Here is a 15,270-nt window from a genome sequence, read left to right on the forward strand (position 1 = left end):
TCTTATGTTGACTTCAACTGATTTTACTGGCTTATTTAACGAGCGATTTTTCCATAATTTTCTCCCTATACCCGCGTTAGATAATTTCAGATTGGGTATAGGCACACCAGATTTTAAATTATCAGATATTACTAACAATACTGTTGTTAAGCTATCTGATTTTCGAGGTAAACAACCTGTAATAATTGCCTTTACCAGAATTTTTACCGAAAAGCAATATTGCCCATTTTGTTATCCCCATATTCAAGCCTTAAATGAAAATTATGAACAGTTTAAAAATCGGGGAATTGAAATTCTATTAATTACTAGCACCGACAAAAAGCAAAGTCAAATAATAGTTCAAGACTTGGGCTTAAAAATGCCATTATTGAGTGATTCCAGTTGCCATACATTTCGTACTTATAGAACTGGACAGGCATTAGGAGCGCCATTACCAGCACAATTTATATTAGATAAAGATGGCAAACTGCTCTACAGACATTTATTTTCCTTCTTAGATCATAATGCCGGTGTAGAGACACTTCTAGAAAAATATAATTGAATAGGACACAGTTCATTTCCAAGATTCTAACCTACCTGTACCGCGATTGTATTGATAATTTTTCTGAATTAAACTAGGATGAGGATTGACACAATATTGTTTACCATCAATCATAATTTGCACTATTTTTTCTCCAGAGGTACAGGAAACATTTGTTAATTCCCAGCTTTTAATTAACTCTATATTGGCATCAGTGGTAAGCTGGGAAGTTTGTTTTGGCTTTTCCTCGACTTGAGAAGTAGATTTTTTAACATAACGTCTATTAAATATTTCTGAAGATTTTTGATAATCTGCAAGAGCGCCTTGATAATCATTAGTCAGAGTGCGAGCTATGGCACGATTTGTGTAGGCACTGAAATTATCAGGATCAATCAAAATAGCTGTACTTGATACTTTTATAGCTGATTGATAGTCTTTTAAAGCATTAAAAATATTTGCCTGAATAGAATACCCATAACTATTGTTAGGATCAAGACGAATAGCTTGTTTAGAAGATTCTAATGCCGCTTCATAGTTTCCTAACTTTAGATAAGCCATACCTTGATGAGCATGAGTAATAGCATAGTTAGGATTAAGACGCATAGCGCGATTAAAATCCTCAAGGGCTGCTTGATTATTTTGTAACGAAATCTGAGTCCAGCCACGATTAAGATAACCATCCAAATAATTAGGATCAATAGCAATAACTTGGTTAAAATCTACAAGAGCTTCTGAATATTTTCTTAACCATGTGTAGACATATCCCCGTTTAAAGTAAGCTTCTGAATATTTAGGGTCAAGCTTGATTGCTTGATTAAAATCTTCCACCGATTCTTGATAATTATATTGATCAAGTTTAGTAATACCCCTAGCATAAAAGTCTCTTGCTGACTGAGGATTACTTAAACGAGTAGCAGGAGGTTCATTCGTAGAACTCTGATTTTTTTGAATCGGAGTATTTTTAATACTTGGTTCACTTATAGCTAAAAAAGTATTAACAGGAATCCCCGCATTAAATCCTGTCTTCTGAGTCACGATTTCTCCTGTTTCTGTTTTATTCTTGGCTGATGTATCAGCTAATCCATGAATTGCCACAACTCTACCAATAATATCAAACACAGGACCACCACTATTACCAGTTACAGTTCTGGCATCGTAAATCAAACCATAGCCATTAATAGGACTATTATTCCGAGAAACAACTATTCCCTTGGTAAAAGCAAAGTCTCTGGCAGATCCAACTTTACCAAATACGGCTGGAAACCCACCAACAAAGATATCCGTACCCTCTACCATCTCATCAGAATTGCCTAAAGTAGCAATGGGATAATCTTCTGTAGCCACAAAAGTAGCTAAAGCTAAATCTGGGTCGTTTCTACCCTTCTGCAACACTTTGATATCTTTAACAGCATAATCTTTCCCTGTATTTGTCCGAATAGAATAAGTAATGTCTTTAGCGCAAACAATTTCTCCCGGTCTGTCTAACACATCACACACCACATGATTAGCTGTAAGTACGGTATAAGTATTACCTTGTCTAGCAATAATTACACCTGAACCTCCAGGAGTAATATCACCCTCTGCATTAATTTGGACTGAGGTGTTTTTGGCAATTTGGGCAATCTTTTGAAGACTGATAGGATCAGCAGCAGGTGTTGGGATAGAAATGACAATAGCTGCCACTATTGCCGTAGTCAAAACTGGATAATTTACCCTAGTAAAATATAAACTCATATGCTTAATTATTTTTGTAAATTCTGGTAATGACAGGAATTCGGTTTAATTTCTGTATCTCTGGCAGGAGACGTAAGCAGGTTGGCGTTCAAAATTGCCCTTGTCGTTATGACAATTTTTAACATCAACCCACTTATAGCAACTTCAATTAATAATTACAAGCCACTAGATTTATTTTCAACAGCAGGTTTTCTTGTAGTTTGCCGAAGTGAGCGATTGACATTGTTTGTGAGTAAATCGCTCAATCTAACCTTTACACGACCTTGTGTTTCCCGAATTACACCAGCGCTAGAACCTTTACGACTGATTTGGATGATTTGGGCAAGAATTTGGTCTGCTTTCTTGGCATTTTCGGGTTTGAGGGTAAACAGAGTATTGCGTCCATTACAACCAGTATCATTTGCAGAAACTACGCAAATGACAGTGTTGTTATTAACTCGACCGTTCATCAATACAACATCTTTGAGGCTACCCCCACTTTCAGCTACGGCCGCATTTAATTTCGGTGTGACGATTTGGCAACGACTTTGAGGAGTAAATTTCTGACCAAAGTATTTTGAAGATGCTGAAGTCCAGATAATTACAGGGATTGGCTCTCCACCAGGTCGCTGACCCACTGTAGCCACGTTACCATCACCTTGGGATACACAGGTAAATTGAGTTCCAGTGTTGGCTTCCTCCGATGGGTCTACATCTGCCACCGGACTACTGTTGCTATTATTGACTTTGTTGTTGCCATTATCTACTGGTGGTAAGGCTTGAACTGAAGATCCCAAGGCAACAATGCTGGATATGGCTAAGGTAGTAACTAAAATTGCTGTCTTCAATTGATGTTTCATAAAACCTCGTAAATTTTAAAAGTGAACTACCTACACTGACCTGACGGTACAGTGTAGGCTTCCCAATTCAATGGGGACTGCCTCGGACTTCATGGATTTTTTACGTCCCTAAGACTTTGGTCTTACATCCCCTCCAAGGGCAGAAGCGCTAGTTCCTAACGCCCAAAGTCGCAAACCTTCATTTCTAATATTTATTGCGGCATTGATATCTCTATCATGCTGTTTTTGGCAGTGAGGGCAATCTACAAACCTAACTCCTAACGAATCATATCCTTTTTGCCACACCGGAATTGGTAGTAGAGTTTCACTACAAAGTTGAGAAGACGGGAAGAAACGACCTATTTCTTGATAAGTATGACCAAATCTTTCAGCTTTGTATTTGAGCATGGTTTGAAACATTCCCCAACAAGAGTCACTAATAGCTTTTGCCAAGTTGGGATTTTTAACCATATTCTTAACTGCCAAATCTTCTACACAAATAACTTGGTTTTCGTATGCTATTTTGCGAGATAGTTTGTGTAGAAAGTCTTCACGGACTCTAGCTATTTTGCTAGAAACTTTTGCGACTAAACGTTTGGCTTTACGACGTTTATTAGATGTTTTATCGGTCTTCTTAGCTAGTTTTTTCTGCTTGCGCTTTTTATTCTTTTCAAGAAGAGCTAATTGCTTCTTAGGAAGGTCATATTTTGAGCCTTCGGAAGTTATAGCAAAGTTTTTCAATCCCAAATCAACACCAATAGCTTTTCTAATTGCAACTACCGGATTGTCATTTTGGTTAAAAAGAATAGATGCATAATACTTACCGTCTGCATTTCTTGATATTGTTACAGCCGTGAATTTTGCATCGGGCAATTCTTTATGGAACACGGTTTTCATCATCCCTAAATTGCCAGGAAACTTAATCACAGAATCCTCTGGCATCAGTTTCACATTTTGGGGATATTGAATTGATTGTTTACCATGTTTAGATTTAAAGTTAGGAAATTTAGCACGGTCTTCAAAAAAGTTGACAAACGCACTAGAAAGATTGAATGTGACTCGTTGCAACACTTGACTGTATGCAAGTCCTAACCATTCATATTCCTTTTTTAATCCTGGAAGCAACTTATCCATAGCCGCTTTAGAAAGCCCAATGCTTATTTCTTTATACGCGACAGTAGTGGCATTAAGCATATAATTCCACAACCATCGAGTATTACCAAAACATTGAGCTAAATATGATTCTTGCTCATCAGTGGGATAAATTCTAACTTTAATTGCTCTATACATGGTATCGACCTTACCGTGTTCGTATATTCATGGTAACACAAATAATCAAAACATACCGAATAAAAAACGAATATTTTGCTCGTTTCGTCGTTGTAGTCTTTCCGGTTTTCGCGGCGCACCCTGCGGGAAGCAAGCTACAAATCTGGTCAGACTACACTCCTTTCCTCACGCGCAATTCATCTCAACACTGACCTGAGTACAGGTACAGTGTGAGCCTTCTTGCTGTTTAAGGTAATTACAAACCACCAGAGTTATTTTCAACAGCAGGTTTTTTGGTAGTTTGCCGCAGTGAGCGATTAGCTTTCTTGGTGAGCAAATCGTTCAATCTAACTTGCACACGACCTTTTGTTTCCCGAATAACACCAGCGCTAGAACCCTCACGACTGAGTTGCATCATTTGGGCAAGAATTTCTTCAGACCGCTTGGCGTTTTTTGGGTTTAAGGTGAAGAGAGTATTAGTCCCATCACAACCAGTATCACTGATAGAAACTACGCAAATGACGGTTTTCTCTCCGACTCGACCGTTCATCAATACAACATCTTTGAGGCTACCCCCACTTTCAGCGACGGACGCATTTAATTTCGATGTGACGATTTGGCAACGGCTTTGAGGAGTAGATTTCTCACCAAAGTATTTTAAAGATGCTGAAGTCCAAATAATTACAGGGATTGGTTCTCCACCGGGTCGCTGACCAACTGTAGCTACGTTACCATCACCTTGGGATACACAGGTAAATTGAGTTCCAGTGTTGGCTTCCTCCGATGGGTCTACATCCGGCATGGCGGTACTGTTACTATTATCATCTGTATTATCCACAGGTGGTAAGGCTTGAACCGTAGATCCCCAGGACAAAATACTGGATAGGGCTAAGGTGGCAATTGTGATAGCGAAGCCCGACCTCGGAATCGTTGTTTTCCATTGATGTTTCATAAAACCTCGTAAATGTTTAAAGTAAGAGGAGCATCAGCATGAGATGTAAGTAGGTGGGCGGAGGAAAATCAAAATATATTTCGTTTTGTGAAATGGCTAAAACTCAAGCACAATAACGCATTGAGGTAAATTTACATATCGTTATACATTTTGGTTATTTTACGTCCACCTACTTAGTACCCATTAAATTAATAATTACAAACCACCAGACTTATTTCTAATAGCAGGTTTTTTTCTGATTTGCCGAGGTACGCGATTATTCTTATTCTTTCTGGGTAGTAAATCGCTCAATGTTACCTGCACACGACCTTTTGTTTCCCGAATTACGCCAGCACTAGAACCCTCACGACTGATTTGCATCATTTGGGTAAGAATTTCCTCTGGCTTTTTGGCGTTGTCCGGGTTTAAAGTAAATAGAGTATTATTACCATCACAACCAGTGTCATTGACAGAAACTACGCAAATGACAGTTTTATTGCGGACTTTACCGCTCATCAGCACGACATCTTTGAGGCTACCGCCACTTTCAGCTACAGCCGCATTTAATTTCGGTGTGACGATTTGGCAACGGCTTTGAGGAGTAAATTTCTCACCAAAGTATTTTAAAGATGCTGAAGTCCAAATAATTACAGGGATTGGTTCTCCACCGGGTCGCTGACCAACTGTAGCTACGTTACCATCACCTTGGGATACACAGGTAAATTGAGTTCCAGTGTTGGCTTCCTCCGATGGGTCTACATCCGGCATGGCAGTACTGTTACTATTATCATCTGTATTATCCACAGGTGGTAAGGCTTGAACCGTAGATCCCCAGGACAAAATACTGGATAGGGCTAAGGTGGCAATTGTGATAGCGAAGCCCGACCTCGGAATCGTTGTTTTCCATTGATGTTTCATAAGACCTCGTAAATGTTTAAAGTAAGAGGAGATTAGACTTTTCCGTTTTCTGACTAAAAAGGTGGAAATAATTGATAAAGAACAAAAACACAGATCCTATAAACCCTCTTTTTTCGGACGGGAAGCTCTGTTGGGGGAATTGACTAAAGCTTTGAGGTTGCCATTACTCTGATTATATTCGTAACTATTGGCTGTTAAGTCAGGATGGGGCATAACACAGTATTGTTTACCACCCATCATGATGGTAATTACTTGGCTGCCAGAGGCACAGGAAATGGGTGTTAATTCCCATTTTTGTAGCAATGCGATGTTGGGATCGTTGGCTGATAAATCATCGCTTTGGGAGGAATACGGTGTTGATCTTTGGCTGTTACCTATTTCGACTGAACCAGCAATACGTGAGGCATCAACATTGTTACCAACAGCAGAAATGAAGTTTTTGGTAGCATTGTAGAGGTTGTAACGACCATTATTGCTGATACTATTGCTACCAGGATTATTGTTAGTACCCAGATCCGGTGAAGCATTCAGAATGAGGACAATACCATCCCGTTGATTATTCTGAATTACATTTTTACGCAGTAAAGGTTTGGCTGATTCAGAGATGACTATACCATCTTTATTTTGGACTATTTGATTTTCTGTGATTAAGGGTGTGGAAGTATCACCAATAGCTAAACCAAAGCCATTATTCTGAAATAGATTATTGCGAATTTCGCCCTGGCTTGATTTTGTGATAGCAATGCCATTGGCACTGTTTTGCACAAATTGGTTATTTTCAACTTGAGGATTTCCCGTGCCTGTGACAAATACACCTTCCCTGAAGTTGTTAGTAAATGTATTGTTTATGATTTTGGGGTTGCTTGATTCTACCCATAGACCCGTACCCCTTTCATTGGTATTGGTGACTGTGATACCAGCAATTGTGGTATCTTGATCTGCCAGGATAGTAATGTTCTGTTTAGCGAAGGTGCGACTGATATAAATACCACCACCGGAAATAACTACTCTTCTACCTTTGCTTGATTCGTCACCCCGTAATGTTATTCCTGGTTTGAGTAATATAGGGAATGTTTCGCTGCTATAGTTGCCGGGAGCTAACTGAATCACTGAACCCGGTTTAGTCTGACTCAGTGCGAAGGTAATGGTTTTGTAAGGAGTTGTTGCCGATGTGCCAGCCTCAGCAGTATTTACACCAATAGCTGGATCAACATAAATTACCTGTGCAACGGTCGGCAATTGCGCCTGGACTGGAAAAGTGAAGATTAAGGAACTAGATATAGCTAAGTTCGCCAATAAAACAGGGGTTTTTGATCTAAACTGGCTGCTCATAAGTACATCCTTGATTTGATGAGTGTATCCTTCCATGACTTAATAGGAATTAAACCATAAATTCTCTGATAAGACAAGTAAAACTTATAACGAAATTGGGTGAAAACTCCGATAGTTTAGGATGAATTTAGCCATAGAGAACCCATCAAAAGCCAAAAAGTTTTGATGGGTGAGTGGAGAACCCCGTTAAAAAGCGAGATTAAAGCGTCAAGTCAGTTCAATTTGAGAATCATCACCAATTAAAAAGCGTAATGCTTTAGGACGACGGGGGGCAATACTTAACTGGGCGCGTTGTCCAATTAAACTATCAATAATTCGTTGCTGAATTCCAGTAATTTTAGCACCTTCTAAAACCACGCTGTGTTCTAAATCTGTTTCTATGAGTGTTGAATTATCGGCAATACTACTATATGGACCGATAAAACAGTTTTCTAAATAGCAATTATTACCAATTACCACGGGTCCGCGAATTGTACAGTTGATGATTTTAGATTCAGTCCCAATTTGCACTCTGCCAGTAATTTGAGTTTTCGGATCAATATCGCCTAAAATTGATTTTTGCAAATAGGTATCAAGAATGAGACGGTTAGCTTCTAATAAATCATCTTTTTTGCCCGTATCTAACCACCAACCATCAAGATTATAAGCTAAAACTTCTTTTTCTTGATCTATTAAACATTGAATTGCATCAGTAATTTCTAATTCTCCTCTAGCTGAAGGTTTAATCAGAGAAATCGCATCATGGATAACTGGTGAAAAAAAATAAACCCCTACCAATGCTAAATTTGACGGGGGAACTTTTGGCTTTTCAATTAACTGTAATACTTTGCCTTTTTCGTCTACCTTTGCCACACCAAAAGCGCTAGGATTTGTGACTTCACGTAACAGAATCAAAGCATCTGGTTGTTGTTGAGTAAATTTATCTAAAAATGAACTTAAATCTCCTTGTTGAATCAGGTTATCTCCCAAATACATGGCAAATGGGGAATCTCCTAAAAAAGTCTGGGCAACTTGGACAGCTTGAGCTAATCCTGCTGGCTTTTCTTGTAAAATATAGGTGATATTAACACCGAATTTTTCGCCATTTCCAGTTTTATTCTTGACTTCTGCCCCTGTTTCTGGGCTGATAATAATACCAATTTCAGTAATCCCCGCAGCAGCCATTTCTTCAATGCCATACCATAAAATTGGTTTGTTGGCAACTGGAACAAGTTGTTTTGCTCCTGTATAAGTTAAGGGGCGTAATCTTGTCCCTTTTCCACCGGATAAAATCAGTGCTTTCATAGAGATTTTCCTTGTAATTCTTTTAACATTAATCTTAGTTCTTGTCGCCAATGAGGAAGATAAGTTCCTAAGATTTGAGATATTTTCTCACAAGCTAAGACAGAATAAGCAGGACGTTTTGCGGGTGTGGGATATTCGGGGGTAGTAATGGGAATAATATTGGCAATTTTCAGGGGGAAACCAAGTTTTTCTGCTTCTTCAAAAATTGCTATGGCAAAGTCATACCAACTGGCTACACCACTATTTGTATAGTGATAAATTCCCGCATTTTCTGAGGTTAATTGGGGGATAATTTGGGTAATTGTTGAAGCTATATCTTGCGCCCAAGTAGGACTACCAATTTGATCGGCAACTACTCTAACTTCTGATCTTTCTTGACCAACTCGTAACATGGTTTTTACGAAGTTGCTTTTTCCATAAGTTCCATAAACCCAAGCTGTCCGCAAAATTATGTGGTGGGGACAATTTTGTTGAATTGCTATCTCTCCCGCTAATTTTGTTTGTCCATATACACTCAATGGATTGGTACTATCTGTTTCTCGATAGGGATAATGACTATTACCATTAAATACGTAATCGGTGGAAAGATGAATTAAGAAACTTCCTAATTTTTGACTTTCTTCAGCGATAATTTGCGGGGCGACAGTATTGATCAGGTGAGCATTTTCTGGTTCACTTTCGGCTTTATCTACTGCGGTATAAGCAGCAGCATTGATAATTATTTCGGGTTGGGTTTCTCTGATAATTTGGCGTAATTTGTCAGGGTGAGTTAAGTCTATTTCTGGACGGGCAAGGGCAATAACTTTGTAGTTGGATGCTAGGGTATGTTGTAGTTCTGTACCAACTTGTCCGTTACTACCTATTAGTAATATTGATTTACTCATAAACTTCGGCGTTTTTGAAAGTTGGAGCGTTGCTATCTTTAGCTGATAAAATTGGGGGTGTTTCTAGAGGCCAATCTATGGCTAAATCTGGATCATTCCAAAGGATAGCGCGATCGCCTCCTGGTGTATAATAATCTGTAGCTTTATAGATAACTTCGGCAATTTCTGAAAGCACGAGAAAGCCATGGGCAAAACCTGCTGGTATCCACAATTGGCGTTTGTTTTCGGCGCTGAGTTCGTAACCTACCCATTGTCCAAAGGTAGAGGAATTTTTTCTAATGTCTACTGCAACATCAAAAATTGTCCCGACAATGGTGCGGACTAATTTACCTTGAGGTTGGATGATTTGATAATGCAATCCTCGCAGCACATTGTATTCAGATTTGGAGTGATTATCTTGGACGAAGTTGGCTGTGATTCCCAGTTTCTCTGTGAATGTTTTTTGATTGTAGGATTCTAAGAAAAAGCCCCGTGAGTCTTGGAATACTTTGGGTTCTAGGAGGAGGATATCAGGAATAGAGGTGGGGATAATATTCATTGAATGGTTGAATATTTCAAAGAACACTTAAAACAATATCACTATTTCAGTCAATACCTTCAGTGTTAGTAGATTAGCATATATGCTCAAATTCAATTTGACTATTACAGCACTTTCCGGTGTTATGAGGTACTTATGTAGCGGGCAAGATGCCCGCACTACAGGAGTTTCATAGTTCAAGTTTGTACCTCATTAGAGCGAAATCTGCTGTATATAATTTGTTTATGAATAAAGGAAAGCCTCTAGCCTTCATCCCTTGTCTAAAGCACAGATGTAGCTTCCTAAGTCAGCTACATCTTCAAGGGTTTTCGGCATTTCCCTTATAAATGTAGTTGCTTTAATGCGAGGATTAAAACTAGCTCCAGTTCGATTAGTCACAATCCACAAAACAGATCGCCCACAATCTCGCATGACTCGCAGCAGAGATTCTGAATTGTCACCCAATGACGGCACAGCAATAGGTGTAACCACAATCCCTTGACTACCAAGGACAATAGTAGCGATAGCTCTTGATCTTCGGATATGATAATCCGATGTAATTAAATAAAGATGCTGTAACTTACTGTCAGCAAATTTGTTTACCAAAGTTGTAAAATTAGTTACTGTATCTGTCGCTCTGCCATCAAACCGTAATTGCCGATTAGGAACACCAAACTTTTCAAAAATCAGGCGATTATAATTTAAGTCTGATTCAAAATCAGAAACCCAAATATCTAAATTTCTGTGAGATTGCCAGAACTGGGCAGCAAATTCCATCCGACTACCATTACCACCCAATACAAGGATTGCTTGGGGTACAGGAACTTGGTGAAAGGCTATCGCTATCTTCACAGGAATTATGCCCACTAACACCAATATGATCCCGAAAACAAACCAAGCTAATTTAACCTTCCATTTCATAGGCTATCAAGTTCTACATAATTCTTCTTCCTCTTTCTTCCTCCTGACTCCTGACTCCTGACTCCTGACTTCTAACTCCTAACTCCTGACTCCTGACTCCTGACTCCTGCTATAGCTTCCAAAACTGTTCCCCGCAAACACACCCGATCTAAATTTGCGCCATTTAACTTCACTGCATCTAATTCAGCACAGAGTAAATTAGCTCCGGTTAAATCAGCCCCTGCTAAATTTGCTGCTCTTAAATCTGCTTCTTCAAGATTCGCTTCAATTAGTACAGCACCTTGTAAGTCTGCACCGCTTAAATCTGCACCTTTGAGATTAGCTGCAGTTAAATTTGCACCTCGTAAATCTGCACATCGCAAGTCAACACTCTGCAAATTTACACCATGCAAATTAGCACCACTTAAAAAAGCACCCGCTAAGGACGCATCATTGAGGATTGCTCCCATCAAGTTACTACCCCGTAAGTTGCTACCACGTAAATCCGCACTTGTCAAGTTAGCCTGCATCAAGTTTGCACCCATGAGGTTAGCCCGCAAGTCGGTTTCTTGCAGATTAGCCCCCATTAAATTTGCACCTTCAAAATGACCACCCTCTAATTTAGAACCAGTGAAGTCAGTCCCCACCAGTTTAGCCCCTGTTAAATTTATCTTCCTTAAATCTAGGTGAGATAGATCCTCATCTTCTAAATTTGCACCGGGGAGTTGTTTGTTTTGTCCTAATCTAATGGTTTCTATATTCATTTGCTGTACACTGAAATCTGCTCACTACTTTTGCTGTCGGTATCCCAACGGGAGTCAAGTAACCATAAACCGCTGCTGACCTTGGGTGTCATTATCGGTAAATCAAGCCCCTGTTGTAAACCCATCACTAATAAAGTTAATGTATCTACAAGTTTAGGATCAAAGCGAGTAGATTGTTGTTTTCGGCACTGATCTAAGGCTTGAGAAAATATCTCTGCTCCCCCTTTGCTAGAGTATTTATACTGGTTAACTTGTAGCTGAAATTCTGCAACCAATGATAAAATTCTTGATTCTAAAGGAATATCATCACCAGCTAAACCGGCGGGTTCGCCTGTACCATTCCACCATTCGCTTTGGTGGGTGATAATTTGAGCTATAGCCCGTAGTCTTGGCATGATTCGTAGTGCTTGCGCTGCTGGTACGAGGGGACAAGCCAGAGGACAACTAGGAGATTGTTCTTGATAAGCTGTTGTTATATGACTGGGACTAATCAGGCTTTCGGCTTTTTGCAGTGGGTCTAAGCGATGCAATAAAGCAGCTAGGCGTAATCTTTTAATTTGCCATGCTGGTAAATCCAATAATTGCCCCATTGTTTCAGCGAGAGATGCTACTTCTGACGCGGCTACAGGATTACGGCTATCTGCTAGATCAATCAATTGTGCCATCCGCAAAAATGCCTGAATTTCGTTAGATACCAAGTTATGATCTAGAAATTTTTGGTGAGATGCTGTGAGAACAGGTAAGTTACCTTGTCCGGTTTTGAGGTAATCAACAACACGAGAGACAACGGTAGCTACTTCTTCTCCTGGACAGATAGCTGGGTGAATTGCTTGTTTATATTGACTTAGTTTGAGTGCTAGTTCAGGATGATAGTCTTTGATATGAGCGATCGCTAACTCTGCGGTTTCTTCCACTAATTCCGGTTCAAATGTCCATAAACCGTAGAATTTACGCTCTAAATCGCAAGTTGGCAAACCATCCTTCCCATAGTCAGCTTCAGATAACTCTTGACAAATTACCATAGCTGTGTAGTCAGGAGCTAAAATCATCAAATGCCACTCCTGCGCCACAGGATCATCAGCAGCTAATCCCACTAAATCAATATTAGGTAATTGACCAGTAGGATGTTCGGCAAAACCAGCATCAGCCGCCGCCATAATCACAATTGCCCGGCTGTGTTGCGCGATATCTGCGTATCTTTGAGCCTCTTCCAGATACCATTTACCCTGCTGGAAAGCCGTAATCACCAAAGGATCATTATCTTTCGTTAAAATATGATCTTCCAAGGCATGGCAGAGAGACACTAAGGTATTTTTATAGTACACGCCAAAATGAATAGGTCTAGCACTATGGCGGTGAGATGCTTCTAACTGTTGAAGAATTGAACCTTGTAACATGGAATTAATTGGGGATTTCGGATAATAGGGCGGTTAGAAACCGCGTCTACACAGGCAAAACCCACACTTCGGCAAGCTCAGTGACCGCCTTCGTGGGTTCAATATCTTAAGTTTTAATTAGTCCGCACAGGCGGACTTCGTTTGTGTAGCCGCGTATCCCTAACGGAAGCGAGAGGCATCTTTCTGATCACCTGGGCTTATGTTTTCTATAATACGCCAGCCAATTGTTTCTCTGGTTTTTCTATCGGTGCAGAAAGTGCATCTTCCAAATCAGCGCAACCCAATTTGATTTCCAAAATATTCATCACTTCCCGTCCGAAGTCATTGGGATTTTGTCGCCAAGCTTGTAAGCAAACTTCACCAAAGAAAGAACCTAATGGTTCAGGATTCCAAAGGAGTTTTTTTGCTGTCCAAGGCATTAAACTCATGGGATCATAACCAGGTTTGAGAATCCCCTCTTTAAAGGCATATTCTTCTAAATGGGTATGGGGTTGGAGTCCAATAAAGAAAATAGCAGGTTCAACTTTATCAGCCCCAAAAATCCGTTCGAGTTCGCGGTGATAAGCAATAGTTTGGCGAATAGTTTCAGGACGTTCATCTATTACATTAAAGGAGTAGTTAACAGAAACTACATCATTGAAACCGGCGGATTTTAAATCACGACAATTTTGTAAAACAGTTCGTAAGTTATAACCCATTCGCATTTTGCGAACCAGTTCTTGAGAACCGCTTGTAATACCGATTTCAAAATAATTCATGCCTGTTTTTACCATCAACTCACACAATTCGGGTGTTAAGTTGTCGGCTCTAATGTATGCTGCCCAATGAATATCTGACATTCCCGAATCAACGATTTTCTGGAGAAGTTCTACAGCATCATCAATGAATTTACGGGCGGGAATAAATTGAGCATCTGTAAACCAAAAGTTACGAATTCCTCGATTGTATAATTCTCGAATTTCCGCAACAACTTCGTCACTAGGGTTAATGCGGACTTGTTTACCCTCGACTACTGTATAAACACAATAACAGCAATTATGAGGACAACCACGTTTGGTTTGGACACCAATATAAAAATCCTGTTCTTGCAGGTAATAATTAAATTCTGGCCAAATGGTTTCGATGTAATCGTAATTACAAACTGTTTTTTCTAGGGGTGTAGGTTGTTCGTGAATTAGGCGTTGACGGGGTTGATTTTCTCCCACTACATAACAGCGTTCATCCTGAAAATCTTCACCCTTGAGTAGTTTTGTGAGTAGGGTTTCTCCTTCACCGACGGAAATAATTGTTCCGGGCGGTAAGCTTTTACCCAACTGTTCATAAAAGACGCTAACTGCACCGCCACCTAAGACTACACGGGCTTGAGATTGATATTTTTGGGCGCGTTTTAAACCCCGTTTAACTAATCCTAAATTGCGCCATAATTCTACATAATAAGCAATAAAAATTCGTAATCCGCCAAAAGCACCACGCAATTTAATCAAGGGATTTTTTGCGTAGTAAAATTCAAAGGCGTTTTGGAGAGGATTACCGCCCCGTCCACCTACTGGCGCATAAATTTGAATATCCCGCCAAGAAAAGACGAGCAATGTGGGTTGAAACTCGTCAATACATCTGTCTAAGGCAGAAGTATAATCTAGTGGGGGGATTGTGCCTAAGTCAAAAATCCGCTGTTCTGCATGGGGAAATAGCTTGTGAACATGATCTGCAAGATAGACAACACCAATGGGAAAGATGGGGTTACAGGGAAGGCGAACGTAGAGGATTTTATTTGCGTTCATACGTATTTAAACTGTAATGCTTGCCGTAGTTGAGGAAAAGAGAGTTATACCAGCATTATCTTTGACATTTCAGTTGTTTTGTGGTGTGCAAAAATTTTTGCCGTTAGCAATCAGATTGAAAGCGAAAACTGCACTGCATAAAATTTGCTTTTTATATTATGTGGATGGTGTTTATACCACGGGGATTAAAATCCCTCCTGTCGCGGCTGGTGAGCCATGTC

Annotated in this window: 13 protein-coding genes and 1 pseudogene; 1 reads left to right on the forward strand and 13 read right to left on the reverse strand. The window is 39.7% G+C overall.

The features are described 5' to 3' along the window. Positions 1 to 4 precede the first annotated feature (4 nt). Positions 5 to 541 carry a peroxiredoxin gene (locus FJR09_RS02045; RefSeq protein WP_015080407.1) on the forward strand — a complete coding sequence of 179 codons (537 nt, stop codon included), beginning with the start codon at positions 5 to 7 and terminating at the stop codon, positions 539 to 541. Between the two features lie 12 nt (positions 542 to 553). On the opposite strand, the gene FJR09_RS02050 is transcribed toward FJR09_RS02045, so the two are convergent. The 13 genes and pseudogenes from FJR09_RS02050 to FJR09_RS02110 form a co-directional block, all read right to left on the reverse strand. Next, positions 554 to 2,254 carry a tetratricopeptide repeat-containing serine protease family protein gene (locus tag FJR09_RS02050; RefSeq protein ID WP_015080408.1) on the reverse strand — a complete coding sequence of 567 codons (1,701 nt, stop codon included), beginning with the start codon at positions 2,252 to 2,254 and terminating at the stop codon, positions 554 to 556. Positions 2,255 to 2,409: 155 nt separating this feature from the next. After that, the gene (locus tag FJR09_RS02055; protein ID WP_015080409.1) at positions 2,410 to 3,093 is read right to left on the reverse strand and encodes a COP23 domain-containing protein; all 684 of its coding nucleotides are present in this window, start codon (positions 3,091 to 3,093) and stop codon (positions 2,410 to 2,412) included. Between the two features lie 108 nt (positions 3,094 to 3,201). Beyond that, positions 3,202 to 4,362, reverse strand: a complete 1,161-nt coding sequence (locus FJR09_RS02060) for an RNA-guided endonuclease InsQ/TnpB family protein (RefSeq protein ID WP_371724998.1) — start codon at positions 4,360 to 4,362, stop codon at positions 3,202 to 3,204. A 235-nt stretch (positions 4,363 to 4,597) separates the two neighbouring features. Continuing rightward, entirely contained in the window at positions 4,598 to 5,293 is a 696-nt protein-coding gene (locus FJR09_RS02065) for a COP23 domain-containing protein (protein ID WP_015080411.1), read from the reverse strand. Between the two features lie 195 nt (positions 5,294 to 5,488). Continuing rightward, positions 5,489 to 6,190 carry a COP23 domain-containing protein gene (locus tag FJR09_RS02070; RefSeq protein WP_015080412.1) on the reverse strand — a complete coding sequence of 234 codons (702 nt, stop codon included), beginning with the start codon at positions 6,188 to 6,190 and terminating at the stop codon, positions 5,489 to 5,491. Between the two features lie 378 nt (positions 6,191 to 6,568). Next, positions 6,569 to 7,435: pseudogene (locus FJR09_RS02075) on the reverse strand (DUF1565 domain-containing protein); the annotation flags it as partial. 294 nt (positions 7,436 to 7,729) lie between these two features. After that, on the reverse strand, positions 7,730 to 8,806 hold the full coding sequence (locus tag FJR09_RS02080; protein ID WP_015080414.1) for a glucose-1-phosphate thymidylyltransferase: 1,077 nt from the start codon (positions 8,804 to 8,806) through the stop codon (positions 7,730 to 7,732). Further along, positions 8,803 to 9,690: a dTDP-4-dehydrorhamnose reductase gene (gene rfbD / locus FJR09_RS02085; RefSeq protein ID WP_168650377.1), complete on the reverse strand. Its 888-nt coding sequence runs from the start codon at positions 9,688 to 9,690 to the stop codon at positions 8,803 to 8,805. Before rfbD ends, FJR09_RS02080 begins: the two co-directional genes overlap by 4 nt. Then, complete coding sequence (gene rfbC / locus FJR09_RS02090; RefSeq protein ID WP_168650375.1) at positions 9,683 to 10,228, reverse strand: dTDP-4-dehydrorhamnose 3,5-epimerase; 546 nt, start codon at positions 10,226 to 10,228, stop codon at positions 9,683 to 9,685. The genes rfbD and rfbC overlap by 8 nt, the downstream gene beginning before the upstream one ends. A gap of 249 nt (positions 10,229 to 10,477) precedes the next feature. Then, complete coding sequence (locus FJR09_RS02095) at positions 10,478 to 11,128, reverse strand: YdcF family protein (RefSeq protein WP_254433013.1); 651 nt, start codon at positions 11,126 to 11,128, stop codon at positions 10,478 to 10,480. Between the two features lie 71 nt (positions 11,129 to 11,199). Next, positions 11,200 to 11,871, reverse strand: a complete 672-nt coding sequence (locus tag FJR09_RS02100) for a pentapeptide repeat-containing protein (protein WP_015080418.1) — start codon at positions 11,869 to 11,871, stop codon at positions 11,200 to 11,202. After that, positions 11,868 to 13,268, reverse strand: coding sequence for a DICT sensory domain-containing protein (locus FJR09_RS02105; RefSeq protein ID WP_168653894.1), 1,401 nt, complete (start codon positions 13,266 to 13,268; stop codon positions 11,868 to 11,870). The genes FJR09_RS02100 and FJR09_RS02105 overlap by 4 nt, the downstream gene beginning before the upstream one ends. A 206-nt stretch (positions 13,269 to 13,474) precedes the next feature. Beyond that, a complete protein-coding gene (locus FJR09_RS02110) occupies positions 13,475 to 15,049 on the reverse strand; it encodes a photosystem II high light acclimation radical SAM protein (protein WP_015080420.1) in 1,575 nt (524 codons plus the stop codon). Positions 15,050 to 15,270 lie beyond the last annotated feature (221 nt).

It is taken from the genome of Dolichospermum sp. UHCC 0406 (genome assembly GCF_009712025.1).
Taxonomy (GTDB): domain Bacteria; phylum Cyanobacteriota; class Cyanobacteriia; order Cyanobacteriales; family Nostocaceae; genus Dolichospermum; species Dolichospermum lemmermannii.

Coding starts and splice junctions, on each gene's coding strand:
- FJR09_RS02105 (WP_168653894.1), bottom strand. CDS start 13,268: ATGTTACAAGGTTCAATTCTTCAACAGTTAGAAGCATCTCACCGCCAT.
- rfbC (WP_168650375.1), bottom strand. CDS start 10,228: ATGAATATTATCCCCACCTCTATTCCTGATATCCTCCTCCTAGAACCC.
- FJR09_RS02100 (WP_015080418.1), bottom strand. CDS start 11,871: ATGAATATAGAAACCATTAGATTAGGACAAAACAAACAACTCCCCGGT.
- FJR09_RS02110 (WP_015080420.1), bottom strand. CDS start 15,049: ATGAACGCAAATAAAATCCTCTACGTTCGCCTTCCCTGTAACCCCATC.
- FJR09_RS02060 (WP_371724998.1), bottom strand. CDS start 4,362: ATGTATAGAGCAATTAAAGTTAGAATTTATCCCACTGATGAGCAAGAA.
- FJR09_RS02050 (WP_015080408.1), bottom strand. CDS start 2,254: ATGAGTTTATATTTTACTAGGGTAAATTATCCAGTTTTGACTACGGCA.
- FJR09_RS02080 (WP_015080414.1), bottom strand. CDS start 8,806: ATGAAAGCACTGATTTTATCCGGTGGAAAAGGGACAAGATTACGCCCC.
- rfbD (WP_168650377.1), bottom strand. CDS start 9,690: ATGAGTAAATCAATATTACTAATAGGTAGTAACGGACAAGTTGGTACA.
- FJR09_RS02095 (WP_254433013.1), bottom strand. CDS start 11,128: ATGAAATGGAAGGTTAAATTAGCTTGGTTTGTTTTCGGGATCATATTG.
- FJR09_RS02055 (WP_015080409.1), bottom strand. CDS start 3,093: ATGAAACATCAATTGAAGACAGCAATTTTAGTTACTACCTTAGCCATA.
- FJR09_RS02045 (WP_015080407.1), top strand. CDS start 5: ATGTTGACTTCAACTGATTTTACTGGCTTATTTAACGAGCGATTTTTC.
- FJR09_RS02065 (WP_015080411.1), bottom strand. CDS start 5,293: ATGAAACATCAATGGAAAACAACGATTCCGAGGTCGGGCTTCGCTATC.
- FJR09_RS02070 (WP_015080412.1), bottom strand. CDS start 6,190: ATGAAACATCAATGGAAAACAACGATTCCGAGGTCGGGCTTCGCTATC.